General features: G+C 64.2%; 24 protein-coding genes and 1 pseudogene. 15 read left to right on the forward strand and 10 right to left on the reverse strand.

Translation table 11 applies throughout. The annotated features are described in order from the left end of the window. The first annotated feature begins 4 nt into the window (after positions 1–4). A complete protein-coding gene (locus ACEOAB_RS10120) occupies positions 5–991 on the forward strand; it encodes an NAD(P)H-dependent flavin oxidoreductase (RefSeq protein ID WP_056519411.1) in 987 nt (328 codons plus the stop codon). Here ACEOAB_RS10120 and ACEOAB_RS10125 read toward each other — a convergent pair. The 3 genes from ACEOAB_RS10125 to ACEOAB_RS10135 are packed head-to-tail and all read right to left on the reverse strand — an operon-like array spanning position 969 to position 4,295. Continuing rightward, a complete protein-coding gene (locus tag ACEOAB_RS10125) occupies positions 969–1,376 on the reverse strand; it encodes an AMP-binding enzyme (protein ID WP_413747470.1) in 408 nt (135 codons plus the stop codon). The genes ACEOAB_RS10120 and ACEOAB_RS10125 overlap by 23 nt on opposite strands. After that, on the reverse strand, positions 1,316–3,094 hold the full coding sequence (locus ACEOAB_RS10130; RefSeq protein ID WP_056596072.1) for an acyl-CoA dehydrogenase C-terminal domain-containing protein: 1,779 nt from the start codon (positions 3,092–3,094) through the stop codon (positions 1,316–1,318). Before ACEOAB_RS10130 ends, ACEOAB_RS10125 begins: the two co-directional genes overlap by 61 nt. A 16-nt stretch (positions 3,095–3,110) precedes the next feature. Then, positions 3,111–4,295: an acetyl-CoA C-acyltransferase gene (locus ACEOAB_RS10135; RefSeq protein WP_056596069.1), complete on the reverse strand. Its 1,185-nt coding sequence runs from the start codon at positions 4,293–4,295 to the stop codon at positions 3,111–3,113. A gap of 358 nt (positions 4,296–4,653) precedes the next feature. On the opposite strand from ACEOAB_RS10135, the gene ACEOAB_RS10140 reads away from it, so the two are divergent. Together ACEOAB_RS10140 and ACEOAB_RS10145 are read left to right on the forward strand one after the other, a co-directional pair. Further along, a complete protein-coding gene (locus ACEOAB_RS10140) occupies positions 4,654–5,244 on the forward strand; it encodes a TetR/AcrR family transcriptional regulator (protein ID WP_056596066.1) in 591 nt (196 codons plus the stop codon). Between the two features lie 48 nt (positions 5,245–5,292). Then, entirely contained in the window at positions 5,293–5,766 is a 474-nt protein-coding gene (locus ACEOAB_RS10145; RefSeq protein ID WP_413747471.1) for a MarR family winged helix-turn-helix transcriptional regulator, read from the forward strand. Positions 5,767–5,854: 88 nt separating this feature from the next. Here the strand turns inward: ACEOAB_RS10145 and ACEOAB_RS10150 are convergent, their stop codons facing one another. Beyond that, positions 5,855–6,970 carry an NADH:flavin oxidoreductase gene (locus ACEOAB_RS10150; protein WP_413747472.1) on the reverse strand — a complete coding sequence of 372 codons (1,116 nt, stop codon included), beginning with the start codon at positions 6,968–6,970 and terminating at the stop codon, positions 5,855–5,857. A gap of 239 nt (positions 6,971–7,209) precedes the next feature. On the opposite strand from ACEOAB_RS10150, the gene ACEOAB_RS10155 reads away from it, so the two are divergent. The 7 genes from ACEOAB_RS10155 (at position 7,210) to ACEOAB_RS10185 (ending at position 15,256) form a co-directional block, all read left to right on the forward strand. Further along, on the forward strand, positions 7,210–8,247 hold the full coding sequence (locus ACEOAB_RS10155) for an AraC family transcriptional regulator (protein WP_056596057.1): 1,038 nt from the start codon (positions 7,210–7,212) through the stop codon (positions 8,245–8,247). 119 nt (positions 8,248–8,366) lie between these two features. Further along, the gene (locus tag ACEOAB_RS10160; RefSeq protein WP_413747473.1) at positions 8,367–9,707 is read left to right on the forward strand and encodes an MFS transporter; all 1,341 of its coding nucleotides are present in this window, start codon (positions 8,367–8,369) and stop codon (positions 9,705–9,707) included. 159 nt (positions 9,708–9,866) lie between these two features. Beyond that, entirely contained in the window at positions 9,867–10,634 is a 768-nt protein-coding gene (locus tag ACEOAB_RS10165; RefSeq protein WP_413747474.1) for an SDR family NAD(P)-dependent oxidoreductase, read from the forward strand. 64 nt (positions 10,635–10,698) lie between these two features. After that, complete coding sequence (locus tag ACEOAB_RS10170) at positions 10,699–11,439, forward strand: nitroreductase (RefSeq protein ID WP_056596049.1); 741 nt, start codon at positions 10,699–10,701, stop codon at positions 11,437–11,439. Further along, positions 11,436–13,088, forward strand: a complete 1,653-nt coding sequence (locus tag ACEOAB_RS10175) for an AMP-binding protein (protein WP_413747475.1) — start codon at positions 11,436–11,438, stop codon at positions 13,086–13,088. Before ACEOAB_RS10170 ends, ACEOAB_RS10175 begins: the two co-directional genes overlap by 4 nt. After that, on the forward strand, positions 13,081–13,530 hold the full coding sequence (locus tag ACEOAB_RS10180) for a MaoC family dehydratase (RefSeq protein WP_413747476.1): 450 nt from the start codon (positions 13,081–13,083) through the stop codon (positions 13,528–13,530). The genes ACEOAB_RS10175 and ACEOAB_RS10180 overlap by 8 nt, the downstream gene beginning before the upstream one ends. 196 nt (positions 13,531–13,726) lie before the next feature. Next, entirely contained in the window at positions 13,727–15,256 is a 1,530-nt protein-coding gene (locus ACEOAB_RS10185) for a tannase/feruloyl esterase family alpha/beta hydrolase (RefSeq protein ID WP_413747477.1), read from the forward strand. Positions 15,257–15,303: 47 nt separating this feature from the next. Here the strand turns inward: ACEOAB_RS10185 and ACEOAB_RS10190 are convergent. Next, a pseudogene (locus ACEOAB_RS10190) lies at positions 15,304–15,519 on the reverse strand (MarR family transcriptional regulator); the annotation flags it as partial. 210 nt (positions 15,520–15,729) lie between these two features. On the opposite strand from ACEOAB_RS10190, the gene ACEOAB_RS10195 reads away from it, so the two are divergent. From ACEOAB_RS10195 to ACEOAB_RS10215, 5 genes are read left to right on the forward strand one after another with little or no spacing between them, the layout of a single operon-like run. Next, positions 15,730–16,437, forward strand: coding sequence for a flavin reductase family protein (locus ACEOAB_RS10195; RefSeq protein WP_056596038.1), 708 nt, complete (start codon positions 15,730–15,732; stop codon positions 16,435–16,437). Positions 16,438–16,464: 27 nt separating this feature from the next. Beyond that, entirely contained in the window at positions 16,465–17,652 is a 1,188-nt protein-coding gene (locus ACEOAB_RS10200) for an alpha/beta fold hydrolase (RefSeq protein WP_413747478.1), read from the forward strand. 28 nt (positions 17,653–17,680) lie between these two features. Continuing rightward, a complete protein-coding gene (locus tag ACEOAB_RS10205; protein WP_413747479.1) occupies positions 17,681–18,571 on the forward strand; it encodes an alpha/beta hydrolase in 891 nt (296 codons plus the stop codon). Between the two features lie 37 nt (positions 18,572–18,608). Further along, positions 18,609–19,397: an enoyl-CoA hydratase/isomerase family protein gene (locus tag ACEOAB_RS10210; protein WP_056596032.1), complete on the forward strand. Its 789-nt coding sequence runs from the start codon at positions 18,609–18,611 to the stop codon at positions 19,395–19,397. A 59-nt stretch (positions 19,398–19,456) separates the two neighbouring features. Further along, positions 19,457–20,368, forward strand: coding sequence for a LysR family transcriptional regulator (locus ACEOAB_RS10215; protein WP_413747480.1), 912 nt, complete (start codon positions 19,457–19,459; stop codon positions 20,366–20,368). A gap of 45 nt (positions 20,369–20,413) precedes the next feature. On the opposite strand, the gene ACEOAB_RS10220 is transcribed toward ACEOAB_RS10215, so the two are convergent. From ACEOAB_RS10220 to ACEOAB_RS10240, 5 genes are all read right to left on the reverse strand, one after another. Beyond that, positions 20,414–20,842: a cupin domain-containing protein gene (locus ACEOAB_RS10220; protein WP_056596026.1), complete on the reverse strand. Its 429-nt coding sequence runs from the start codon at positions 20,840–20,842 to the stop codon at positions 20,414–20,416. Between the two features lie 80 nt (positions 20,843–20,922). After that, positions 20,923–21,942, reverse strand: a complete 1,020-nt coding sequence (locus tag ACEOAB_RS10225) for a Gfo/Idh/MocA family protein (RefSeq protein ID WP_056596023.1) — start codon at positions 21,940–21,942, stop codon at positions 20,923–20,925. 77 nt (positions 21,943–22,019) lie between these two features. Then, positions 22,020–22,877 (reverse strand): shikimate dehydrogenase family protein, encoded by an 858-nt coding sequence (locus ACEOAB_RS10230; protein WP_082572190.1) that lies wholly within the window; start codon positions 22,875–22,877, stop codon positions 22,020–22,022. Continuing rightward, positions 22,874–24,172, reverse strand: coding sequence for an extracellular solute-binding protein (locus ACEOAB_RS10235; RefSeq protein ID WP_162248897.1), 1,299 nt, complete (start codon positions 24,170–24,172; stop codon positions 22,874–22,876). The genes ACEOAB_RS10230 and ACEOAB_RS10235 overlap by 4 nt, the downstream gene beginning before the upstream one ends. Positions 24,173–24,229: 57 nt before the next feature. Continuing rightward, complete coding sequence (locus ACEOAB_RS10240) at positions 24,230–25,063, reverse strand: carbohydrate ABC transporter permease (protein WP_082572186.1); 834 nt, start codon at positions 25,061–25,063, stop codon at positions 24,230–24,232. Between the last annotated feature and the right edge of the window lie 4 nt (positions 25,064–25,067).

Raw genomic sequence — 25,067 nt, forward strand, 5'->3', positions numbered from 1 at the left:
ACACATGAAAACACGCATCACTGAACTCTTCGGCATCCGCCACCCGATCATCCAGGGCGGCATGCACTACGTCGGCTTCGCGGAACTTGCCGCGGCGGTCTCCAATGCCGGCGGGCTCGGACTCATCACCGGGCTGACGCAGAAAACGCCCGAGCTGCTGGCCAAGGAAATCGCCCGCTGCCGCGAGATGACGGACCAGCCCTTCGGCGTGAACCTCACGTTCCTGCCGACCCTGTCTTCGCCGCCGTACCCCGAATACATCGCTGCGATCGCGGAAGGCGGCGTTCGCATCGTGGAGACGGCGGGGCGCAGTCCCGAGGCCTACATGCCCGCGCTCAAGAAGGCCGGCATCAAGGTCATCCACAAGTGCACCTCCGTGCGACACGCACTCAAGGCCGAAGCGATCGGCTGCGACGCCGTGAGCGTGGACGGCTTCGAGTGCGGCGGCCACCCCGGCGAGGACGACCTACCGAACATGATCCTGCTGCCCCGCGCCGCCGAGGAGCTGAAGATTCCGTTCGTCGCGTCCGGCGGTATGGCCGACGCGCGCAGCCTGGTGGCGGCGCTGGCGCTGGGCGCCGAAGGCATGAACATGGGCACGCGCTTCGTGGCGACGCAGGAAGCGCCGATCCACCAGAACGTGAAGGACGCCATCGTGGCCGCCACCGAGCTCGACACGCGGCTCGTGATGCGAGGGCTGCGCAACACCGAGCGCGTGCTGACCAATTCGTCCGTGGAGCAGCTGATCAGGATCGAGAAGGAAAAGGGCGCCGACCTCAAGTTTGAAGACATCATCGACCAGGTGGCCGGCGTCTACCCGCGCGTAATGCTGGAAGGCGAGATGGATGCGGGCGCCTGGAGCTGCGGCATGGTGGTCGGGCTGATCAACGACATTCCGACGGTGCAGGAGCTGATCGATCGCATCATGGACGAGGCCGAGCAGCTGATCGTGCAGCGGCTCGCCGGGTTCATGGAGCCTGCGCTGGCCTAGCCTTGGACATCCGCCGGCTCGCTGCGAAGCGGGCCGGCGACTCGCACCCTTCAGGCCAGGTAGCGATCACGCAGCAATTTCTCGTAGAGCTTGCCGGTCGCGTGCCGGGGAAAGTCGGACTCGAAATCGATGCTCCTGGGAGCCTTGGGCGGACCGAGTAAGCCTTCAGCGCCTCGGCGGCCGCCGGGCCCGTGAAATCCGGATGCGCCGGCTGGATGACCGCCTTGATCTCTTCGCCGTACTCGTCGTTCGGCACGCCGAAAACCGCGGCGTCCGCGACGCGGGGGGCCTGCAGCAGCACCTCCTCGGGTACTGCCGCCACGGTCAGAACAGCTCGACGGCCGGCTCCATCAACGCCGACGACCCGGCCCGGATCTCGCCGCACAGCGCCGCCGTCTGCGGCAGCAGCCGTTGGAAGTAGAAGCGGGCCGTGGCGATCTTCGATGCATAGATCGGGTCGGTGGATTCCGCATTCCTCAATGCGACCTCGGCCATCCGCGCCCAGGTCCAGGCGAGGGCCAGGTGCCCGATCAGCCGCAGGTAGGGCACGGCTGCGGCGCCTGCTGCATGCGGGTCGTGCGCCGACGTGGCCACGAGCCTGCCGGTGAGCTGCCTGATGTCGGCAGCCAGTGCGGCGAGCGGCTCCGCGAATTCGCGCATCGCCTCGCGCGGACCGCAGGTTTCGGCGAATGCGCCGGCCATGTCCAGGAAGGCACCCATCTGCCGGCCCTGGTCGGCGAGCACCTTGCGCCCGAGCAGGTCCATGGCCTGCACGCCGTTGGTGCCCTCGTAGAGTCCCACGATGCGAACGTCCCTCAGGTGCTGCTCGACGCCGTTCTCTCGGATGTAGCCGTGCCCGCCGAACACCTGCATGGCGAGCAGCGTGCTCTCCACCGCGAGATCGCTCGACAGCGCCTTCACGAGCGGGGTCAAAAGGCTGAGCAATTCGGCCGTCTCGTTGCGCCTGGCGGGGTCGGGATGAAGACGCTGGAGATCGCTCAGCTGCGCGGTCCACAGCGCCAGTGCGCGTGCGCCCTCGATGTTCGCTTTCTGCGTGAGCAGCATGCGGCGCACGTCGGCGTGTCCGATGATCGGGTCGGCCGCTTCGCCGGACGATCTTGCACCGCTGGTGCGGCCCTGCAGGCGATCCTTTGCATAGGCCAGGGCCTTCTGGTAGGCCGCTTCCATCAGGCCGATGGCGATGATGCCGACGAGCACGCGCATGTGGTTCATCTGCACGAACATGCCCGCCAGCCCCTTGTTGGGCGCGCCCAGCAGCCAGCCTGTCGCACCGTCGAAGTTGATGGTGCAGGTCGAGTTTCCGTGGATGCCCAGCTTGTGCTCGATGGAACCGCAGACCACCCCGTTGCGTGCGCCGGCCGCGCCGTTCGCATCGGGAATGAATTTCGGCACGATGAAAAGAGAAATGCCCTTCACGCCGGGTGGCGCATCGGCGATGCGCGCGAGCACCAGGTGCATGATGTTGCCGGTCAGGTCCTGCTCGCCGCCCGAGATGAAGATCTTGCTGCCGGTGATGCTGTAGCTGCCGTCGGGCTGCGCCACGGCGCGGGTGCGCATCAGGCCGAGGTCGGTGCCCGCATTGGGCTCGGTCAGGCACATGGTGCCGGCCCACTCGCCCGAGGCGATCTTCGGCAGGTAGAGCGCCTTCTGTTCCTCCGATCCGTTGGCCGACACGTTCACATAGGTGGCATGCGACATGCCGGGGTAGGAGGCCCACGCCATGTTCGCGCCGCCGAAGACTTCGTAGACCGCGTTGGCCACGACCGAAGGAAAGCCCTGGCCGCCGAACTCGGGGCTGCACCCCAATCCGGCCCAGCCGTTCTTCGTGAACTCGTCATAGGCCTTCTTGAAGCCCGGCGGCGTCTGCACCACGCCGGGCGAGGGCATGCTGCAACCGTGCGCGTCCCCCGGTGCGTTAAGCGGGGCGATCACCTCGGACGCGAACTGGCCGGCCGCGGTGAGCACCTGGTCGATGGTCTCGCCGTCGAGCTCCGGCTGGCCGCAGGCTTCCAGCATGGCCGGCACCTGGAGCAGCTCGTGCAAGACGAATTGAATGTCGCGCAGCGGGATCTGGTAGGTCATGGTGCTGCTCCTGGCGTCAGGCCACTTCGAACAGGCCCGCGGCACCCATGCCGCCACCGACGCACATCGTCACCACGACGAAGCGCGCGCCGCGCCGCTTGCCTTCGATCAGTGCATGCCCCACCAGCCGCGAGCCGGTCATGCCGTAGGGGTGTCCGATGGTGATGCCGCCGCCGTTGACGTTCAGCTTGTCGGGATCGATGCCCAGCCGGTCACGCGAGTACAGCACCTGGCAGGCAAAGGCCTCGTTCAATTCCCACAGCCCGATGTCGCTCACCTTGAGCCCGTGGGTCTTCAGCAGCTTGGGCACCGCCAGGACGGGGCCGATGCCCATCTCCTCGGGCGCGAGGCCGGCGACCGCGATGCCGCGGTAGATGCCCAGCGGCTTGAGCCCGCGGCGCTCGGCGACCGTGCGCTCCACCAGCACGCAGGCCGATGCGCCATCCGACAGCTGGCTCGAGTTGCCGGCCGTGATGACACCGCCTTCGATGACCGGCTTGAGCTTGGAAAGGCCTTCGAGCGTCGTATCGGGGCGATTGCCTTCGTCGCGATCCAGGGTCACGTCGCGCAAGCTGACCGCGCCCGTCTCCTTGTCGGCCACGGCCATGCGCGCGGTGATCGGCACGATCTCGTCGTCGAACAGGTGGCGCTCCTGCGCCAGCGCGGTGCGGCGTTGGGCCTCCGCGGAATATTCGTCCTGCGCCTGGCGTGAGATGCCGTACTTCTTCGCCACGATCTCGGCCGTGTTCAGCATCGGGATGTAGGCGTGCTGCACGCGCGCAACGAGCAGCGGGTCGGCCTCTTCGCCCACCCACTTGACGAAAGGATTCTGCACGGCGGAGATGTTCTCCTGGCCCCCGCCCACGGTCACGTCCATGCCGTCGACGACGATCTGCTTGGCCGCCGTCGCGATGGCCATCAGCCCCGAGGCGCATTGCCGGTCCATCGTCTGCCCCGGCACCGACTGCGGCAGTCCCGCCGCGAGCGCCGCGAGGCGTCCGATGTTCATGCCCGCGGTGCCGGCGGCCATTGCGCTACCGATGACCACGTCTTCCACTTCCCCGGGGTTGATGCCCGCGCGCTGCACGGCATGCTGGATCGCGTGGCCCATCAGCGTGGGCGACTTGATGTTGTTCAACGCGCCGCGGAACGCGCGGCCGATGCCCGTGCGTGCGGTGGAAACAATGACGGCTTCTCTCATGAATCAGACTCCAAGGGGTTCGGTGAAAAGGTTGGCGTAGCGGCTGGCCACGACGTTGCGGTTCAGGCGCAGAACGAGGCGAGCGCGACGAGTCCGTAGATGGCACCGCTGGAGATGCCTTGCACGATCAGCTGGGTCGGTTGGGTCATCGGATCATCCGTTTGGATTTGAATAACGATCGTTTGGTAAACGTTGGTGAACTATAGGTTTGCCATCACTGCAGCGTCAACACGCTGGAGCGGGTTTGCAGCAGGGAGAAACCCTCGCCCGGCAGATCGATGAACCGATGGAGCCATGACCGTTTAGCAAACGGTCGGCATGCTATGATGGGTGCTCCACGATCTGCAGAGGCTCATTCATGCGCTATCCGGCAAACCACAAAGAGGAAACCCGCAAGAAACTGCTCGCGAATGCCCGTGCCATCGCGAAGAAGGGCGGCTTCGGAACCACCGGCGTCGATGAATTGATGGCGAGCATCGGCCTGAGCGGGGGAGCGTTCTATGGCCATTTCCCGTCCAAGGAGGCGCTGTTCGCCGAGCTCCTCGAGCACGAGATCTCGAACAGCACCGACATGCTGGCTGGAGACCGCGATTCGCCGCCCGACCACGTCGCCAAGCGCCTGCGCAGCTACCTGAGTTCGTACCACGCGCTGCATCCCGAAACCGGCTGCGTCCTGCCGGCCCTCGGGCCCGAGATCGCCCGGGCCGGCCCCGAAGTGCGTGCGGCCGTCGAGGGAGGACTGAAGCGCCTGCAGAAGAGCTGGAGCTCGCGCATCGGCGACCCGGATGCGGCTTGGGCGTTGATTGCCCAGTGCGTCGGTGCACTGGTCCTGTCGCGCGCGGTCGAATCCGAGCGCACCCGCAAAGAGATCCTCGCCTCCAGCCGCCGCTTCATCGACCAGACGCATGCGCTGGATGAGGCTCCCGCAAAGCCGTCCAAGGTGTCCTGACAGTCGAAGCCGATGTTGTCCAGGCGCGCCACTCCCGCACGTGCGCCCATGCAAACGCTCTCTACGCCGCAGACGCACGCGATCGCTGCCGCGGGCCTTCAGCGGTCAGCCTGTACCGACGCCAAGGCGCATCAGCTCGCCCGCGTGATCAGGCAGCAATATGACGCGGAACTCGGCAAGGTCGGTCTCAGAATCACGCAGTACCGGCTGTTGATGGAGGTCCTGGCGCACGGGCCGGTGCGCCCCTGCGATCTGGCCGAGACGATGTCGCTCTCTCCATCAACGCTGACACGCACTCTCAGGCCACTCATCTCGGCAGGTTGGGTGGATCTTGGACCGGGTTCTGACGGGCGCACTCGGAGCGCGCGTATCACCGCTGCGGGCCGCGGCAAGTGTGCCGAGGGCATGCCTCACTGGAGCGTGGCCCAAGCCAAGGTGCACCGATTGATCGGGAGCCGAAATGTCAGCGCACTGCATGCGCTCATCGGAGAGTGCGTGACGCGCATTTCAGCAGTGGAATGAATGACATCAAGCCATGAAGAAGGCTTCGGCCGCTATTTGAAAGCGGCCGATCAGCGACCAGCGATCTGTGATCAGCGTCGCAGTTGCATCAGACGAGCGCACCCAGTGCGGCGGCATCAAAGCCCTTCAGGTTCTTGTGATCCCCCGATTGAATTTTCGAAACCCAGTGCGGATCACCGAGCAATGCACGGCCGACGGCAATCAAGTCGAACTCGTTGCGTTCCATGCGGTCGACCAATTGCTGCACGCTCGCCGCTTTCGATCCCTTGCCGGCAAAGGCGTTCAGGACGTCGCCGTCCAGGCCCACAGAGCCCACGCTGATCGTGGTCGCACCGGTCAGCTTCTTGGCCCAGCCTGCGCAGTTCAGGCCGTTTTCGCCGTCGATCTCCGGAAATTCCGGCTCCCAGAAACGCCGCTGCGAGCAATGCAACACGTCCACGCCAGCTTCCACGAGCGGCAGCAGCCAATCCGTCATCTCCTTTGGCGTGGGTGCGAGACGCACGGTCAGGTCCTGCTGCTTCCACTGGCTGACGCGCATGATGATCGGAAAGTCGGGACCCACCGCCTTGCGGGTGGCGGCCACGATCTCGCTGGCGAACCGCGAACGCTCCTTGAGCGTGGCGCCGCCATACCCATCAGTGCGCCTGTTGGTGCCGGACCAGAAGAACTGGTCGATGAGATAGCCGTGTGCACCATGAATTTCCACGGTATCGAAGCCCAGGCGCTTGGCATCTGCCGCAGCTGCAGCGAACGCCGCCACGGTGTCCGCGATTGCTTCCTCGGTCATGGCTTTACCGCGCGGCTTGTCCGGTGCGTCCAGGCCCGACGGGCTTTCCACCGGCGAATCGGGTTCCCACTCGGTGTAGCGCGCCGAACCGGTATGCCAGAGCTGCGGACCCATGCGGCCGCCGGCTGCGTGCACGGCATCGATCACTCCCTTCCAGCCGGCCAGCGCAGCTTCGCCGTGGAAGAACGGGATGTTGGGATCGTTGCGGGAGGCAGGGCGATCGACGACCGTACCCTCCGAAAGAATAAGCCCGACCTGGCCTTCTGCACGGCGCCGGTAGTAGGCCGCATTGGCCTCGACGGGGACACCGTTGGGCGAGAAGGTGCGGGTCATCGGCGCCATGACAAGCCGATTCTTGAGTTGGAGGTTCTTGAGGGTGAGTGGCTGGAACAGCGCGCTGGTGTCGACGGATGACATGGATAGCTCTCGGTTGTAAGACCTGGCGAATGGTATACACCGTAAACCTAGTGTCAATTAGGCGCTTTGAAGTGCCCAGGTATATCCGAGGAAACCGAACATGATTGATCGCCCACTTCAATGCTTCGCCCCCGATTTCGCGCCTCATGCCTCGCACGGCAAGCGACTGGATTTTTCAAGGCCGCCCAGGCACATTGATGGCGCACTCACCTGACCAAAACCATTTGCCGGAGACGAGCATGAAGTCCGCAGGACTGAAGGGAACCATCGCGATCGAACTCGTGCATGAAGCGCTTCATGCCGCGCAGCTTCGCAACATGGACATCACCCATGTCCTCGAGCTCGCCAAGCTGGATCGCGAGTTGCTGAACTCTCCTCGCGCGCGCATCTCCGCCGCGGCGTATTCGCGCATGTGGGTCGCGCTTGCGGATCTGATGGACGACGAGTTCTTCGGTCTGGACAGCCACGGGCTGCGGCGCGGAAGCTATGCGCTCATGACCCGTGCCGCTGTCAGCTCGGACAACCTCGAGCACGCCCTGCGCCGCATTCTCAGATTCCTTCGATCGACGCTGGACGATTTTCGTGGCGAGTTGATCCGGACGGAAAGCGAAGCTCGCGTGATCCTGCACGACGGCGGCGTGCTGCGCCGGTTGTTCGGCTACGGCACCTGGTTCATCCTCGTGCACGGCCTGGCATGCTGGCTGGTGCATCGGCGCATTCCCTTGAGCGAGATGCAGTTTCGGTGTGCGCCGCCCGTCGACGATAGTCACTACCGCACACGGTTCTGCGACAACGTGACCTTCAATGCCGAGACCACGCACATCGTGTTCGCGAGCGACCTGCTGGACCTGAAGATCGCAGAGACGCCCGAGACGGTCGATAGCTTTCTCCGCGCGGCTCCCGCGAACTTGCTTGTCAAGTATCACAACGACGCCAGTACAAGCGCTCAGATTCGAAAGAGTTTGCGCAGCCGGATGCCGGACGAGTGGCCGGAGCTGGAAAAAATCGCTCGGGAGTTGCGCCTTTCCAGCACCACGCTCCAGCGCAGGTTGCAGCAGGAAGGTTTGAGCTATCAACGGTTGAAGGACGACCTGCGCCGCGACATCGCCATTGACCTGCTCTCGAGTGCGTCGTTGACCGTGGCGGAGGTTGCCGCACAGACTGGATTTCAAGAAACGAGTGCGTTCCATCGCGCCTTCAAGAAGTGGACCGGCGTCAGCCCCGGCGCCTATCGCTCCGCCAGCAACCCGACGCAGGAGCGCTCATCGCGCCCGTAGCTCCCGTGTCCTGACGCCCCGCTCATATCGAGGTCCTTGGGCATGGGCATCGAACAGTTGCAGAAATAACCTCCGGTCGACGCCGCGCAAAGCGGCCAACACCAACGACAGGAGACAACATGCAACAAGTCGATGTGCACGCCTTGGCGGGTCAGTCGCGTTTCAATGGATTCCACGGGCTCGTCCTTTTCTGGTGCGTGCTGATCCTCATCATCGACGGCTATGACCTGGCTGTCGTCGGGGCAGCGCTCCCGTCGATCATGAAAGACATGGGGGTCGATGCAACAAGCGCCGGCGTCATGGCCGGGTCCGCGTTGCTTGGCACGATGCTGGGGGCCATCTTTCTTGGCACCTTGGCGGATCGAATCGGGCGTCCGCGCATGATCGCGGTGTGCGTTGCGTTCTTCAGTCTTTTCACCGCTGCGGCCGGTTTGACCCATGACCCGATCAGCTTCAGCGTCGCCCGCTTCATCGCCGGCCTGGGCATCGGAGGCGTGCTCCCCATCGTGACGGCGCAGATGGGCGAGTTCGCTCCATCGAATCTGCGCACACGCTTGGTGACGCTGGTGTTTGCCGGCTATTCAGTGGGCGGCATTCTTGTCGCCCTGACCGCCAAGCAACTGATCGAAGGCTACGGGTGGCAGTGGGTGTTCTACGTGGCGGGACTTCCTGTGCTTCTGATCCCGCTCATCCTCAAGACGATGCCGGAGTCGCCGTCGTTCCTCGTCAAGAAGGGTGACCAACGGAAGCTCCGGGCGATGGCGGCAAGGATTGCGCCCGAGCAGGTTCATGCGATGGACGTCGTCTACATTGGATCGCCCACCGACAAGGTGCGCGCAGCACCCATACGCAGCCTGTTCGAGGAGGGCCGTGGGCTCAGCACCGTGATGATCTGGGTCGCATTCATGACGGGCCTTTTCATGGTCTATGCGCTGAACTCGTGGCTCACCAAGCTGATGGCCATGGCAGGGTACAGCCTCGGCTCCGCCCTGAACTTCGTGATCGTCTTCAACGTCGGCGCCATTGTCGGCGCGATCGGCGGAGGACTGCTGAGCGACAAGTTCAACATCAAACACGTTCTGATCGGCTTCTATGCAGCAGGTGCCATATCCCTGACCGCACTCGCGTATACGAAGTCGACTGAACTGCTGTTCCTGGCCGTGTTTGTCGTTGGTGCTTCCACGTTGGGCACGCAACTCCTGGCCTATGCATACGCCGGTGATTTCTATTCGCCTGCGACACGGTCAACAGGTGTGGGCTTCGCCTCCGGTGTTGGCCGCATTGGCGCCATCGTCGCACCGGTTCTGATCGGTTGGCTTGTCTCCTTGAAGCTTCCCATGGAGCAGAACTTCATGGCGATCGCGGTTGCCGGGCTTCTCGGGGCTGTCGCCGTCACGTTCGTGAACCAATCGCGAGCCGATTCGACGCGCACCAGAGCCGTGAACGCACTGGCCAGCTAGCAAGCAAAGCCCGCATCGAAGGAGGCGGTATCGCCTGGCCCCGACGGGTGTCCGTACGCCCCACGTTACTGACGTGATCGGACATGGCCGCGAAGGGGCTCGGTGGATAGAGTGAATCGACAAGGCACTTGCGGGTGAGCAGGTGCGAAGGAGACAAGAATGCAAGCAAGAGATCGTGGTTTTGTCATCACGGGCGCAGGTTCCGGCCTGGGCGCGGCGACGGCTCGGCGCCTGGTGAGGGCGGGCGCTTCCGTCCTTCTGCTGGACCGGGACATTGCCGCAGCGCAGGCCCTTTGCGATGAGCTGGGAGACCGGTCCATTGCAGTCCGGGCCGACGTCACGTCCGCGGCCGATGTCGAGAATGCGCTGCGGCTTTTCCGCGAAGCCTTGGGCGACCTCCACGGTGCCGTCAACTGTGCAGGGGTTGCGCCCGCGGAGAAGGTGTTGGGGCGCGAACGTCCGCATGATCTGGACGCCTTCGCGCGCACGATCCAGATCAATCTGGTCGGTACCTTCAATGTGCTGCGGCTCGCGGCCGCGCAGATCGCGAAGCACAGCGCCACGGAAGACGGCGAGCGCGGCGTGATCGTCAACACGGCGTCGGTTGCCGCCTTCGATGGGCAGATTGGCCAGGCGGGATACGCCGCCTCCAAGGGAGGGATCGCCGCCATGACGCTGCCTGTTGCAAGGGAGCTCTCGCGCGTGGGAATCCGGGTGGTGGCCGTGGCACCGGGAATCATGGAAACGCCAATGCTTTCGGCCATGCCGGCCGAGGTGCAGCAAGCGCTGGGACAGATGGTGCCTTTCCCTCCGCGATTGGGTCGTCCGGACGAGTTCGCGAGCCTGGTGTTGCACATCATCGAAAACCAGTACCTCAACGGCGAAGTGATTCGTCTGGACGGTGCGATCCGCATGGCTCCCAAGTGACCACCGAGTACCTCTTGCCCCTGACGCGCGGCACCAAAGATATGAGAAGAGAAGGATTTTTCGAATGAACCGAGTGACCGCGCCCGCATTGAGCGCAGAAGCCCTGCGAGAGGCCGTGGATTGGGCCATCTCCAGCCGACGCAGCGTGCGAGCTTTCCTGCCCACGCCCGTGCCTTGCGAGGAAGTCGAAGCCATTCTTTCGACGGCGCGCTACAGCGCCTCCGGCATGAACATGCAGCCGTGGCGCGTGCATGTATTGACCGGCGAGGCGAAGGCGAAGCTGTCTGCAGTGCTGGCCGAGCTCGATGACGACCCGGAAGGTTCGCAGGACCTTCAGGAGCCCTACGACTACTACCCGCGCGAATGGTTTTCTCCGTATCTCGAACGGCGCCGAAAAGTTGGGTGGGACCTGTATGGCCTGTTGGGGATAGCCAAGGGCGACAAGGAGCGCATGCACAAGCAGCATGGGCGCAACTATCGCTTCTTTGACGCTCCCGTCGGTCTCTTCTTCACCGTGAATCGCGAACTCGCGGAAGGCAGCCTGCTGGACTACGGCATGTTCCTGCAGAGCGTGATGATTGCTGCGAGGGCTCGGAATTTTCACACCTGTCCCCAGGCAGCCTTCCTCAAGTTTCACCGCCAGATCGCCGACTTCCTGGAGATTCCCGTCGGGCAGATGCTCGTGTGCGGCATGAGCCTTGGCTATGCCGACCCAGCTTCCATCGAGAACTCGCTCGTCACCGAGCGTGAGCCGGTGTCGACCTTCACGACGTTTCACCACACAGCCAAGGAGACAAGACCATGAGTGCGAAGTCCTATGGAACGGGCCTTGACCGCTGCGAAGCGAACCATGTGCCACTGACGCCGCTTGGCTTCCTGGATCGGGCCGCCCTCGTGCATCCGAAGCGCGTGGCGGTGGTGCACGGCGATCTGACGCGGACGTGGGAGCAGACACGCGAGCGCTGCTATCGCCTTGCGTCGGCACTCGTCGCGCGGGGCATCGAGCCGGGCGACACCGTCTCCGTTCTCGCACCCAACACACCGGCCATGCTGGAAGCGCATTTCGGCGTGCCGCTGGCCGGCGCAGTCCTCAACGCCATCAATCATCGATTGGACGCGGAGGGAATCGCGTTCATCCTGCGGCACGGCGAGTGCAGGCTGCTGCTGGTCGATCGCGAGTTCTCCGCAGTCGTCGCCGCGGCGCTGAAGAAGCTCGACCATCCGCCTTCGGTGATCGACATCGAAGATCATCTGGCACCGCCTGGCGAGCGCATCGGCGAGGCCGACTACGAATCTCTGCTCGCAAGTGGCGATCCGGATTTCGCGGGCCGCTGGCCGTCTGACGAGTGGCAGCCCATCGCCCTGAACTACACCTCCGGCACGACGGGCGATCCCAAAGGCGTGGTCGTCAGCCACCGCGGCACTTACCTGATGAGCCTGCTCCAGAACACGAACTGGGCCGTTCCGCGGGCACCGAGGTATCTGTGGACGCTGCCCATGTTCCATGCGAACGGCTGGTGCTTCACATGGGCGATCACGGCCGCAGCGGGTACGCATGTCTGCCTGCGCCGGGTGTCCGCCGAAGCGGTGCTGCAGGCGATCGACGTGCACCAGGTCGATCATCTTTGTGCCGCGCCGATCGTCATGGCCATGCTGGCGGACTCTTCGCGGCACACCAGGTTGAGCCGGCCGGTGCGCGTACTGACCGCCGGATCGCCTCCGCCGATCGCCGTGCTGAACGCGGTGCTGGCCATGGGCTTCGACGTGGAGCATGTCTTCGGCATCACCGAGGTGTCCGGCACGCCGGTGAGCTGCGTCTGGCAGGACGGGTGGGACGATCTCCCGCCGTCCGATCAAGGCAAGCTCAGGGTGAGGCAGGGCGCGAGAGCCGCCATGTTCGAAGGCCTCATGGTCGGCGACGCGGACACGCTCGATCCTGTTCCTCGGGACGGCAAGACCGTCGGTGAACTGATGCTGCGCGGAAATACGGTGATGATGGGCTACTTCAAGAACGAAGCGGCCACACGCAAGGCACTCGCGGGCGGCTGGTTCCGTACCGGCGACGTCGCGGTGCTCCATGAGAACGGCTATGCCCAGATCACCGACCGTTCGAAGGACGTGATCATTTCGGGCGGAGAGAACATCTCATCCGTCGAAGTCGAGGACGTGATTCACGGACACCCGGCAGTGCTGCACGCTGCCGTGGTCGCTCAGCCAGACCCGAAGTGGGGCGAAGTCCCTTGCGTCTTCATTGAACTGCGAGCCGGCGTTGCAGCACCGACCGAAGAGGAGATATTGAAGTTCTGCCGGGAACGCCTGGCCCACTTCAAATGTCCGCGCCGCGTGGTGTTCACAAGCCTCCCCAAGACCGCCACCGGAAAAATCCAGAAGTTCCGTTTGCGCCAGGAAGCGGGAAGCACGGAAGCCATCACCAGGCTGGCAACTCATGATTGAGTGCATGCCGGCGGTGGGCCCCGCGATCGAGGCTGGGTACTGCTTCTCGCGCGTCCATCGCTTCGATGACGAGCAGGTTCGCACGTTTGCACGGGCCGCAGGGGACGAGAACCCGCTGCACCACGACGCAGACTTCGCACGCGGCACGCGATTCGGTGGACTGATCGCGAGCGGGGCGCATACGACGTCACTTCTGATGGGCCTGGTCGGGTCTCACTTCGCCAAGAGGGGCCATGTCCTGGGCACGAGCTTTTCGGTCGACCTGCTGTATCCCGTATTGGCGACCGAGACCGTGACCCTGGCGTGGGTCGTGGCATCCACATCGGCCGCCGCCCGCCGGAAGAACGGGAGCGTTCTCGAACTGGAGGGTTCGATGAAGGACGCCAATGGGCGGGTCAGCGTGCTCGCGTACGGCAGGGTCTTGTTCGATCCGGAACTCTAGTCGAGGTCACGCCCCGAGGGGTGACCCGTTTCGCTCGGGCAAGCAGGCGCCCGCCCATTCCTAAAACGAGCTATTGGAGACAGAAATGATCAATCTAGATAGGCCCTCTCGCGTTTGGCCAGGGGCCGCCGCCGCCACGGCACATCGTGCAAGCAACTCGGTGCCTGGACGCCCTCTGAGGAAGGCAGCCGCGCTCGTGCTGGCGGCACCCCTTTTGTTGGTTGGTTGCGGCGGCGGTTCTTCGGGAGCAGTGCCCGCGGTGCTCGCGGCGCCAGTGGCGGCCAAGTCGGCCGAAGCTGCATGCATGGAATTGCAGGGCCAGACTTTCGAAGGTGCTGTCGTTGCCAAGGCGCAATTTTTTCCGACCGCGGGAGCAGTTCCCGAGAACTGCCTCGTACGCGGCGAGATGCCCAAGGATCTGGCCTTCGAAGTCAGGATGCCAACGGTGTGGAACCATCGAACCGTCTTCATGGGGGGCGGCGGATTCGATGGCGTGATCACCGCCAGCGCGTTGAGCCCGGGCGTGGCCGAAGGGGGTTACGCCACGATCGCGACGAACCACGGGCACACCGGGTCGAGCCTTGGGGGAAGTTTCGCCCTGGATGCCGACATGCTCAACGACTACGCGTACCTGGCGGTGGCACGGGTGCTTCCTCCGGCAAAGGCGATCATGAAGGCCCGGCTGGGCAGCGCAGAAGTCGCCAGCGCGAAGATGGTGTACGAAGGTTGCTCCGGCGGTGGACGCCAAGGCCTGATCCAGGCGCAGCGATATCCGGACGCATTCGACGGCGTCATTTCGCGCGCACCTGCGAATGCCTACACGCCGCAGTTCCTCTACTACCAAAAGCAGATGAAGCAGTTGGCCAAACCCGGCGCAGCCCTGAGCAAGGCGAAGGTCCAGACCATTGCCAATGCCGTGATGGGCCAGTGCGACGGACTCGATGGGCTCAAAGACAATGTCATCGGTCGGCCCGACCTTTGCACGTTCAACCTGTCCGCGCTCAAGTGCACTGGCGCCGAGTCGGATTCGTGCCTGACGGATACCCAGCTGGAATCGGCCAGGACGATGTACGAGCCCACCAGCGTGGCAGGAGGCCGCTACACATGGCCGGGATTTCCCTTTGGTGGAGAAACGGCCGACCCGGCGCTTCTGCAAGCCTGGGGTGGCCTCGGTCCGACGCTGCTTGGCGGCGACTTCATGAAGTACTTCGTTGCGCAGAGCGCGACCGCGGATCCCCTGCAGATCGACCCGGCGCAGTACACATCGCGTCTCGACTATCTTGTCGGCTTGATCGATGCGGTGAATCCGGACCTCTCGCAGTTCAGGGCGCACGGGGGCAAGCTCCTGCTTTGGCATGGCCTGACGGATTGGTTGATCACGCCGCATAACACCACGGACTACTACAACAAGGTGATTGCGTCAGCGGGCAGCCAAGCCACAGCGGACCAGTTTGTCGAGTACTACCAGGCGCCTGGCGTGGATCACTGCGCCAACGGGCTCGGTGTCGGACAAGGCGCTGACAAGGTCGACCTGGTCGGGCCCATGTTCGACTGGATCGAAAAGGACGTGAAGCCTTCGAGCAAGAAAATCGTGGCGACCAATAGCTTGGCGGCCCCCGGGACAAAGGCGATGCAACGCCCGCTTTGCAAGTACCCGCAGTACGCAAAGTACAACGGAAGCGGCGATCCGGACGCCGAATCAAGTTTCACGTGCACGGCTCCATAGTCGTCCGGCATGGTTGGAGCAACCTTGCGCTGAGTGTGTGAGCACTCGTGTTGCCCCGACTTGGTCATCGTGACCAGCCGTGAGCGCCGATCGCGACTGTCGGGCGCGGTCTTTACGTGCCCGTCGCGCTCCATGCGGCTGACCTTCAGGTAGCGCGCGAGGTCGCCCACGCTCATTCCCCCTATGGCCTCGTCGTGCGACAGGGCACCGAGCACCGCCCATTGCTGCGTTGTCAGTCCTTCGGCTTCGACGGCCCGGCCGCCTGCAATCGGTCGCGTGCCCCGATCTTTGACCGAATTGAAATAGTGCTTTCGCCCCCGTCGTCTTACTCGCAGGACAGGTGCCTCGTAGAGTAGTCCCACGGTCCGCAAGACGAATAAGTCCCACGAGTTCGCCGGGCTCACCGCATGGCCGAGGGTGGCGCGTCGCGCCGCTGAACGTTCACCGCATCCCATTGCAAAAAAGATCGCATCATGATCATCGACTCCTCGACACTCGACTCCACCTCGGCCTACAAGCTGCTGATCGGCTCCATCCTTCCCCGCCCGATCGGCTGGGTCAGCACGCAATCCGGCAACGGGGTGGCGAACCTCGCACCGATCTCGTTCTTCACGGCCGTCGGGCGCAAGCCGCCAATGGTGTCGCTCTCGCTGCAGCCGCGCGCCGACGGCGTGACCCTGAAGGACACCTTCGTGAACATTCGCGACACCGAAGAGTTCGTCGTCAACCTGGCCACGCTGCCTCTGGCACACGCACTGCACCGTACGGCCTTCGAGTTCGCCTCCGACGTCGATGAGTTCACCGCTGTCGGGGTGGAGAAGGAAGCTTCGGCAGCAGTCCGTCCTCCGCGCATCAAGGGCGTCCCCATCTCGCTCGAATGCAAGCTCGATCGGATCATCCCCATGGCCGTGGGTGAGAACGTGGTATTCGGCCGGGTGGTCTGCTTCAACATCCGCGACGACGTCTACCTGGAGGGCGGCCGCATCGACACGGGTGCGCTGCAAGCCGTCGGCCGCCTGGCCGCCGAGTACACCCTCGTGCACAACACCTTCACGACGCCGCTGGCCGAAGAGCTCCTTGCCGCGCTGGACGGCCAACGAGCCGGGCGGCTGGATGGCAAACCCGACGGCTACTCGCCGATCGACACCAAGGAATGGTCCGCCTCCGGCTCGACCCGCTGAATCTCGATCCACCTACAGGAGACTCCAATGACTTCGCACAACCCGTCCACTGCACACGAAAGCGCGCACGCGCCGTCCACCTTCGTCTTCATCCACGGCTTCCTCGACGGCTCCGCCGCCTGGGACGCGGTCGTGGCTGGTCTTGGTGACCGCGCCGCGGATGCGCTGCGCGTCGATCTTCCAGGAATGGGCAAGCGCGCCGGCGAGCCCGGACCGCACAGCCTCGACCACTTCGCCGAAGATGTCGCCGCGCAGGTTCGTGCTTTGGCTCGCCCCATCATTCTCGTGGGCCAGAGCATGGGCGCGCAGATTGCGGAGCTGGTTGCGGGTCGGCTCAATGAACAGGTCCGAGCCCTGGTGCTGCTGACCCCCGTGCCGTTGGCCGGCACCGAACTGCCCGACGAAGTGATGAAGACCTTTCATGCACTGGGTGGCAACCCCAGCGCGCAACGCGAACTGCGTCGCAATTTTTCGACCAGCCTCGACGACGAGCAGCTGGAAACGCTCAGCCAGCTCGGCGACGGCGTCGAGGCCGCCGCAGTCGGCGTCTTCGCCGACATGTGGAACCGGGGCCATGCGCTCGGCGCACAGCACAGCCGATACAAAGGGCCCGCTCTCATCGTGCGCGGCGAGGCCGATCCCTTCGTCACCGCCGAGGTCATCTCGAGCGCCGTTGCACCGCGCTTCGACGAGCCTGTCGTCGCGTCGGTGGGCAATGCGGGCCATTGGCCGCACGTCGAGCAGCCCGATGCCTTTGTCAGGGTCCTCAGCGAGTTCCTGGCGACCGTGGACCGTGCCCGAAGCACCGCGGTGGGCCGGCAAGATTGGACTCGCGCGTTCGAACAGAAGTCGGCGACCGCATTTGCTGACGCATTCGCGGCAGACATCGTTCTCGAGGCCAGTGCGCTCGCAAAGCCAGTGATCGGTGCCGAGCAGGTCACAGCGGTGATGGCGGCAGCCAGCACGATCTACGAAGCGCTCGCCTTCACCCGCGAGGCGAAGAGCGGGCTGCGCACGTACCTTGAGTGGGAGGCCCAGGCCTTCGGTGGCGACAAGCTGTTCGGCGTCACGATCCTCTCGAAGAACGAACAAGGAGAGGTCGTACACGCGGCCATCCACCACCGTCCGCTGGGCGGTGCGTTGAAGTTTTCGGCCGAACTGGGCCGTCGCGTCGAGGGCAAGGTCGCCGCGGCGCACTTCTTCAGCGTGGACTGATACACCGCCGTCACAGGAGATCGAGAAGATGAATCGCACCGATGTCGAATTCGAAGTCGATGGCGGCGTCAAGCTTCGCGGCTGGCTCTTCGTGCCGGCCGGCGAGGGGCGCCGGCCCGCCATCACGATGGCGCATGGCTACGCCGGCGTCAAGGAGCATGGCATCGAGCGGTTCGCGAAGGCCTTCGCCGACGCCGGTTTCGTCGTATTGCTCCATGACCACCGCGGCTTCGGCGCAAGCGATGGCATGCCGCGCTACGACGTCGACCCGTGGCGCCAGATCGCCGACTGGCGACGCGCCATCAGCTACCTCGAGAGCTTGGACGTCGTCGACCCGAAGCGCATTGGCCTGTGGGGGACGAGCTACGCCGGTGGCCATGCGCTGGTGCTCGGCGCGACCGACCGTCGACTGCGCTGCGTCGTCGCGCAGGTTCCGACCATCAGCGGCTACGAGCAGGGCCTGCGTCGCATCCCGCCTGAAAGCGTCGCCGCGTTCGAAGAGGCGCTCGCAGAGGATGACCGCGCGCAGCTTCGTGGGGAGCCGCCGCGCCGCCAAGCCATCGTCAGCGCCGATCCCGGCGTTCCCGCCTCCTATCGCGCCCGGGACGCCATCGATTTCTACCTGCAGCCGGTGCCCGCCGGTGCCTGGGAGAACAACGTGACGGTCCGATCCACGCGCGCCGCACGCATGTACGAGCCCGGGCAATGGATCACTCGCGTTTCACCTACGCCCCTGCTGATGGTGGTGGCCACGCGAGACACCGTCACCCTGACCGACCTCGAGTTCGCGGCGTTCGAACGTGCGCTGCAGCCCAAGCGCCTGGTGACCATCGAAGGCGGCCACTTCGATCCTTACTTGTCGCAGTTCAAAGAGTCCAGCACGGCCGCCGTCGAGTGGTTCAAGCTGCACCTGGGCTGACGGCTCCCATTCAACGACACCACCACAGGACTGTTCCATGCCTCATCTGACCATCAGCTTCGACGAGGGCGTTGCCACGCTCACCCTCGACCGCCCGCCGCAAAATCGCATCGACGACCAGATGGTCGACGAGCTGGCTGCGGCAATCACAACCATCGCGGACAGTGACGCGCGCGCCGTGCTCGTGTGCGGCACGGGAGAAAACTTCTCCTTCGGCGGCGACATCATGAGCTGGCCGGGCGCGGTCACCCAGGAATTGCGCGCGCGCTTCGAGCACTACATGTCGGTGTTCAACCGCTTCGAGCGCATCCCGATGCCGGTTATCGCTGCGGTGCAGGGTCTGTGCTTCGGCGGAGGCTTCGAGCTCGCCCTGCGTGCCGACATGATCTTTGCCGGCGAGTCGGCCGCGTTCGGGCATCCCGAACAGAGCTTGGGCATCGTCACGGTCCTGGGTGGTGCGTACCGGGTCGCCGAGCGGGCCGGCCGTTCACGCGCTTCCGAGTGGGCCATGACCTCCGAGAAAGTACCGGCGGCCACGATGGAGCGCTTCGGCGTTGTCAACCGCGTCGTCGCTGACGCCGACCTGCTGAACGAAGCTCGTGCCTTCGCGCAGAAAGTCGCCCAGGGCCCGACCCGGGCCTACGCCGCTCACAAGGCGCTGCTGCGGGCCTGGGCCGTAGGCGGTGTGTCGTCCGCCGACGATGTCATGTTCGACATCGCGATGCCGCTGTTCGAGACCGAGGACGTTCAGCGCGGCCTGAAGTCGGCTGTGGACGCATTGACGGCCGGCCGGCCCCGCCCGACCCTCGACTTCAAGGGCCGATAAAAGCAAGCGCGGCCGGAGGCAGTGTAATGATCGCCTGCACGTCAATTGGAGCAGGCATCATGGACCGCATCACTGCAATGAACGCCTTTGTCCGGGTGGTCGAAGCCGGAACATTCACGAAAGCGGCGGACACACTCGATGTGCCCAACGCGACGATAACCCGGCTCATTCAGCAGTTGGAGCAGGAACTGAGAGTGCGCCTGCTGCATCGCACCACCCGGTCGGTCACCGTCACGCCAGAAGGGGCGATCTACTACGAGCGTGTGGTGCGGCTGCTCGCCGATCTTGCGGACATCGAATCGTCGGCCACGCAATCCCTGGCCAAGCCCTCGGGAAAGGTGCGGGTGGAGACGGCGGCGGCGATCGCTGCAGGGGTCATCGTCCCCGCGCTCCCGGAGTTCTATCAGAGCTATCCCGACGTCGAGGTCGAACTCGGCGTCGCCAGCAAGTACACCGACCTGGTGAGCGACGGCATTGACTGCGCCATTCGCCCCGGTGAAGTGAGCGAGCGGATGATGGTCACGCGGCGGATCGGCGAGTTCCACTTCGTCACCTGTGCAACGCCTGACTTTCTCCAGCGCCACGGAACGCCGAGGACCCCTGCCGATCTGAGCACAAGACCCAGCATCGGCATGATCTACGGGCGCTCCGCCCGTGCGCTGCCATTCCAGTTCTCCGACGGTTCTACGGAGACCGAACTCGCGCTGAGCCATCGGCTGGTCGTGAGCGACACCACCTCGTACCTGGCAGCAGGCTTAGCGGGTCTGGGAGTCATCCAGGCGCCCTCGTACGCGGCGCATGAGGCTATTTCGGCGGGGAGACTCGTCGCGCTGCTGAAAGATTGGCGCACGCCCACGATCCCCGTCCAAGTGATCTATGCGCCAAACCGCTACCTCAGTGCGAAGGTGCGTGTCTTCATCGACTGGGCAGTGACGCTCTTCGAGCGCCACGAAGACTTGCGACGCGGCTGATCTTTCCGAACTCCGAGAGTGGAGGCGAGGGTGCGCCGCGGCTGCTCAGGGAGAACATTCGACCGTCACATAGTCCGCGGGCGTGTTGATCTCTATCAGCTCGAGGTCGTCGGACTGGCGAATGACGTTGTGCGCCACTCCGGCGGGCTGACTGAGGCAGGAGCCGGCAACGACAGTCACCGGTTCCGGCATGCCGTCAAACCTGAATTCGACCCAGCCTTTCAGCACGTACACGAAGTGCGCCGTCATGTCGTGCCAATGCCAACCGGTCTCCTTGCCGAACGGCTGGACAGCGCGGATGTGCTTGGCGCTGATGCGCCCCCCCGAAGCATCCGCCATTCCGAGATCCCGGTACTCAACATTGGCGCGGGGACCATCCCGATGGAAGCGGTTGTCCTCGAGAGGGGTGAGAACAAATTTGGATTTCGCCTGGTCAAGCGGCAATGGACCTTGGTATCGCGCAGTCTTGCTCATCGGATTCCCTTTCAGTTGATTGGTCAGCGAGTGCTGTCGAGATGCGCGGCGCTGACGGTGGCGATGGGTGGTTGGCCGGATCACCCGGCAATCGGCGCAAGAGTCTGGAGCGCACCCCCTTGCCGAGCCGAAGCGTAGGCCGCGTCCATGATTTGCATCATTGCCTCGGCATCGCGCAATGACGCGATCGGTTTTGCACCCGTGCGGCATTCAGAAAGCACCCGCTTGACGAACAGCGGATAGTAGGCGTCGGTTTCCAGCTCGAGACGTAAGCTCCGAGTGCCGGCGGCAAGATTGGTTCGGTCGCGGAACTCGATCCGATCGGGGCCCGACCTCGCGTACATGCCATCGGACGAAAGGGTGAACGAGAATTCGCGCTGTTCGTCTGAAGTGCTGGGGAAGCTGTATCCGGTCTCCACGAGTCCGATCACGCCATCCTCGGTTTGCATCGTCAGCAACGAGTAGTCCTCAACCGCGCCCCGGTGCGTCCGGGAGTTCATGGTCGCTGAGACGCGCGCGACTTCCTTGCCGGTCAGCAATCTGAAGAGGTCAATGAAGTGCGTTGCGACGTTGATCGTGGACCCGCCACCTGAAAACGCGGGATCGAGCGCCCAGCCTGCGCCCGCGGCTTCATAACGGCCGGGCGGACCTACGATGAAACGAAAGGACATGAAGTTGAAGTCCGACGGGACACGGCCCTCGGCACTGTGGACTGCGCTGAGCAGGTCGCTCATGCGAAAAATGAGCGGTACCGCGCAATAAAGATCGGCTTCCTCGGTCAGTCTCCGCAGCCGGGTAACCTGCGACATGTTGACACCGCAGGGCTTCTCCAGCGCAAATGGAATTCGCCGCGCGACCACCGCTTCTGCGAGCTTCGGCATTTCGGAATGCCTACCGAACACAAATGCGAAATCGACTTCCTCGCGCTCGAGCAGTTCATAGGCCGACGAATACAGCGTACTGCCGAATCGCGCGGCAATAGCCTCTCCTTTGACATGCTCCGCATCCGAGACGGCGACCACCTGAATCCCGGGCACCTCGAGTGCATCAAGATAGAGCGGGACATGCCAATGGCTGGCCTCCAGCAATGCAACTTTCATGCGTGTTCTCCCCTCGCGCAGTCAGCCGCACGGAATGCTGCGGCAACCCTGGAAATCCCATTCATGACATCTTCCTTTCATTCAGATGGCGACAACTGCGTGGTTTCGGGTCCGTCCGGTAGTGACTTGCCGTCAGGCCGGTAATCGAATCCAAGAAAACGAAGGGCATGCAGTGCCTGCCCTTCATGCATCGGGCGTCCGCCTTGGGTGCGACAACCGCGTGCATCGGCGGCGCGGCAAAGCGGCGTGGGCTCGGATGCATTGATGATGTCTACAACGATACTGCCGGGATCCAGCCGCTCGGGATCCACCGGCATGGGATCGTTCGCATGCATACCCAGCGGCGTGGCATTGATGACGATCTCGAATCCGCGTGGATCGGCTGAGCCGGAGTTTGTGGTGCAACCGGTTGCGGCGGCGACGGAGGCGGCGAGGTCGTCGGCGCGGCGCTCGTCGACATCGAAGATGGTCAACGTCCGGGCGCCCGCGGAAGCGACTGCAAATGCAATGGCTCTTCCCGCACCTCCGGCGCCGACCAGAAGAACGGACTTGTTCGCCGGATGGTTACCCTCCCACTGCATGCCAAGCACACAACCGAGCCCGTCGAATATGGCACCGACCCAGCGCCCATCCTTATCGCAACGGATGACGTTGAGTGCGCCGACCTGCCGGGCCGTCGGATCCAGTTCGTCGACAAAGGCCAGCATCCGTTGCTTATGAGGCATCGTGACCAGCACGCCGGAGAGATTCCCCAGCGCTCGTGCGCCGGTGACGAAGGCAGGGAGGTCATCGTCTTTGACCACAAACGGGATGCATACCGCGTCTGCGCGCTGTTCGAAAAAGAGCCGGTTCAATAGTTCGGGCGACTTGGCTGTCGTCAGCGGGTTGCCCACCAACCCGTAGAGCCGGGTTGTTCCTGTGACACGCGGCATCATGCTTTGGCCAGCGCTTCGGTGTAGCGGGTGCGCACCTCGAGCGCCACGGCGGCAGGCGCCAGGTCCTTGAGGATCATGCGCTGGAAGGCTTCGCCGCAGATCTGGTTGAAGGTCGACTGGATGATCGAGTAGTTCACCATGCGGCCGCGTTTTTCCACCAGCGCCTTCCAGCCCAGCTGGTCCTCGGCTTCCGGCGTCTTGAAGTAGGCGTCCTTGTAGGCGCTGGCCCGCGCCACCACTTCGCCGCCTCGCGCAGCGATCGCCTGAGCGGCCGGGCTGGCCATGAACTTGACGAACTCCCACGCGCCGCCCTGGCGTGGCGAATTGCGGTTGATGCACATCTGGAAGCCGTACACCGCGTGCTTGTCGCCGGGCTCCACCGAAGGGGCCGGCGCCCAGGCCAGGTCGTCGGCCACGGCGGCCTTCAAGCCACGGTAGCGGTACAGCCCGAAGGTGGCGGATGCGACGGTGCCGGCACGCATTCCATCCTGCAATTCGTTATAGGCGAACTGCAGGCTGACGGGAGTCGCAGCCTTCTTCTGGAACAGGTCCTTGACGATGCTGGCTGCCAGCAGCAGCCGCTTGTCGCTGAAGCCGATCTCTCGGCCGTTGGGCGCGAAGAAAGGGTCGCTGTTGCCCGCAACGATGGAGCTCACGATGAACTCCACGAAGGCCTGCGCGCCGCCGATCCCGCCGCTCAGGCCGATGGGCACGCCGTAGGCCATCTGGTTCTGCCTGGTCAGCAGCGGGCCGAGCGCGCTCACTTCTGCGTACGTGCGCGGCGGCGTGGCAATTTTCCCCTCGTCGAACTTGCTCTTGCGGTAGACGTAAATCGGGATGCGATAGTCCTGCTGCAACCCCCAGATCTTGCCGGCGACGCGGGTCTGGTCCAGGCCGATCAGCCAGTCCGTGGTGTCCACCTTGTCTCGCGCGATCAGTTCGTCGATGGCCAGCACCGAGCCGGTGGACACGAACTCGGGCATCTGGAGAGTGGACACGCGGATGACGTCAGGGCTGTCCGACTTGGCGCGTGCCGCGCGTACGCCGTTTTGCCCGGCGGGGTCCACCACCACACGTACCTTCACCCGCGCCTGGCTGGCCTCGAAAGCCGCAATCATCTGCGTCTGCGCCACCGCGCGCGGGTCTTTGGTGTTGGCCGGGTCGAGAAAAGTGTTGTAGGCGATGGTCTCGGTGGTCTGCGCCAAGGCCCGGCCCGCGGGTGCGCCCAGCATGGCAGCCATGCCACCCAGGAAGATGCGCCGGCTCGTACGCGGCGCCGATTTCTGTTCATTCATGCTTGCTGGTTTTTGCTCGTTCATGTTTGTCTCCTGGTTAAGTGCGCATGTTGTGGACTAGCCTTTGACGGCGCCGGCGGTCAGGCCGCTGATGAACCATCGCTGCGCGAGCACGAAGATGGCGACGATGGGAAGCGAGGACACCACGGCGTAGGCCATGACGTACGACCAGGTGATGCCGATGCTGTCGAACACCTGGTTGACCAGGGCCACTTGCAGCGTGCGGTGCGCGACCTCGGGCGCGAACGCGGCCACGGTGATGTAGTCGTTCCAGGTCGTGACCATGCCGATGACGGCGCTTGCGGCGATGCCGGGCCGCACCAGCGGCAGGATGACCTTGGTGAAGGTTTGCCAGTGATTGGCGCCGTCCACCTGGGTGGCCTCGTCCAGCTCGCGCGGTACGGCGTCCACGAAGTTCTGCATGAACCAGACCGTCTGTGGCACCAGGCGCGCGGCCTGCACCACGATGATGACTGCGGCATTGTTCAAGAGCCCCAGCGCGTCCAGCAGAAAGTAGGTTGGCACCAGCAACGCAACGCCGGGGATCATGGACGTGGACAGGATCAGCAGCATCACGGTGCGCTTGCCGCGGAACTCGAAGCGTGAAGCCGCGTAGCCGGCGGGCGCGGACAGCAGTACTGCGAGCGCGACCGCACCGACCGCATACAGCACCGAGTTGAATAGGTCGGTGCCGAAGGTCTCGTTGCGGAACACCGCCTTGTACGCCGAGAGGCTCGGCTCGGTAGGGAAGAAGGTAGGCGGGTAGGCCATGACGTTGGCCTCGCTCTTGAGCGAGGTGAGCACCGCCCAGGACAGCGGGATCAGAACGACCAGTACCAAGGCCGTCAGCACGGCCCAGGACAGCATTTTTTCGGAACGACGGATGTGCATGATG

The organism is Variovorax sp. Varisp53, from assembly GCF_059491555.1.

Bases quoted from the DNA above. Each gene is read 5' to 3' on its own strand.
- ACEOAB_RS10160 (WP_413747473.1), top strand. From the start codon at position 8,367: ATGCAACAAGTCGATGTGCACGCCTTGGCGGGTCAGTCGCGTTTCAAT.
- ACEOAB_RS10130 (WP_056596072.1), bottom strand. From the start codon at position 3,094: ATGACCTACCAGATCCCGCTGCGCGACATTCAATTCGTCTTGCACGAG.
- ACEOAB_RS10135 (WP_056596069.1), bottom strand. From the start codon at position 4,295: ATGAGAGAAGCCGTCATTGTTTCCACCGCACGCACGGGCATCGGCCGC.
- ACEOAB_RS10210 (WP_056596032.1), top strand. From the start codon at position 18,609: ATGCCTCATCTGACCATCAGCTTCGACGAGGGCGTTGCCACGCTCACC.
- ACEOAB_RS10140 (WP_056596066.1), top strand. From the start codon at position 4,654: ATGCGCTATCCGGCAAACCACAAAGAGGAAACCCGCAAGAAACTGCTC.
- ACEOAB_RS10230 (WP_082572190.1), bottom strand. From the start codon at position 22,877: ATGATGCCGCGTGTCACAGGAACAACCCGGCTCTACGGGTTGGTGGGC.
- ACEOAB_RS10120 (WP_056519411.1), top strand. From the start codon at position 5: ATGAAAACACGCATCACTGAACTCTTCGGCATCCGCCACCCGATCATC.
- ACEOAB_RS10240 (WP_082572186.1), bottom strand. From the start codon at position 25,063: ATGCACATCCGTCGTTCCGAAAAAATGCTGTCCTGGGCCGTGCTGACG.
- ACEOAB_RS10150 (WP_413747472.1), bottom strand. From the start codon at position 6,970: ATGTCATCCGTCGACACCAGCGCGCTGTTCCAGCCACTCACCCTCAAG.
- ACEOAB_RS10220 (WP_056596026.1), bottom strand. From the start codon at position 20,842: ATGAGCAAGACTGCGCGATACCAAGGTCCATTGCCGCTTGACCAGGCG.
- ACEOAB_RS10235 (WP_162248897.1), bottom strand. From the start codon at position 24,172: ATGAATGAACAGAAATCGGCGCCGCGTACGAGCCGGCGCATCTTCCTG.
- ACEOAB_RS10180 (WP_413747476.1), top strand. From the start codon at position 13,081: ATGATTGAGTGCATGCCGGCGGTGGGCCCCGCGATCGAGGCTGGGTAC.
- ACEOAB_RS10145 (WP_413747471.1), top strand. From the start codon at position 5,293: ATGCAAACGCTCTCTACGCCGCAGACGCACGCGATCGCTGCCGCGGGC.
- ACEOAB_RS10175 (WP_413747475.1), top strand. From the start codon at position 11,436: ATGAGTGCGAAGTCCTATGGAACGGGCCTTGACCGCTGCGAAGCGAAC.
- ACEOAB_RS10215 (WP_413747480.1), top strand. From the start codon at position 19,457: ATGGACCGCATCACTGCAATGAACGCCTTTGTCCGGGTGGTCGAAGCC.
- ACEOAB_RS10205 (WP_413747479.1), top strand. From the start codon at position 17,681: ATGAATCGCACCGATGTCGAATTCGAAGTCGATGGCGGCGTCAAGCTT.
- ACEOAB_RS10155 (WP_056596057.1), top strand. From the start codon at position 7,210: ATGAAGTCCGCAGGACTGAAGGGAACCATCGCGATCGAACTCGTGCAT.
- ACEOAB_RS10170 (WP_056596049.1), top strand. From the start codon at position 10,699: ATGAACCGAGTGACCGCGCCCGCATTGAGCGCAGAAGCCCTGCGAGAG.
- ACEOAB_RS10195 (WP_056596038.1), top strand. From the start codon at position 15,730: ATGATCATCGACTCCTCGACACTCGACTCCACCTCGGCCTACAAGCTG.
- ACEOAB_RS10225 (WP_056596023.1), bottom strand. From the start codon at position 21,942: ATGAAAGTTGCATTGCTGGAGGCCAGCCATTGGCATGTCCCGCTCTAT.
- ACEOAB_RS10200 (WP_413747478.1), top strand. From the start codon at position 16,465: ATGACTTCGCACAACCCGTCCACTGCACACGAAAGCGCGCACGCGCCG.
- ACEOAB_RS10165 (WP_413747474.1), top strand. From the start codon at position 9,867: ATGCAAGCAAGAGATCGTGGTTTTGTCATCACGGGCGCAGGTTCCGGC.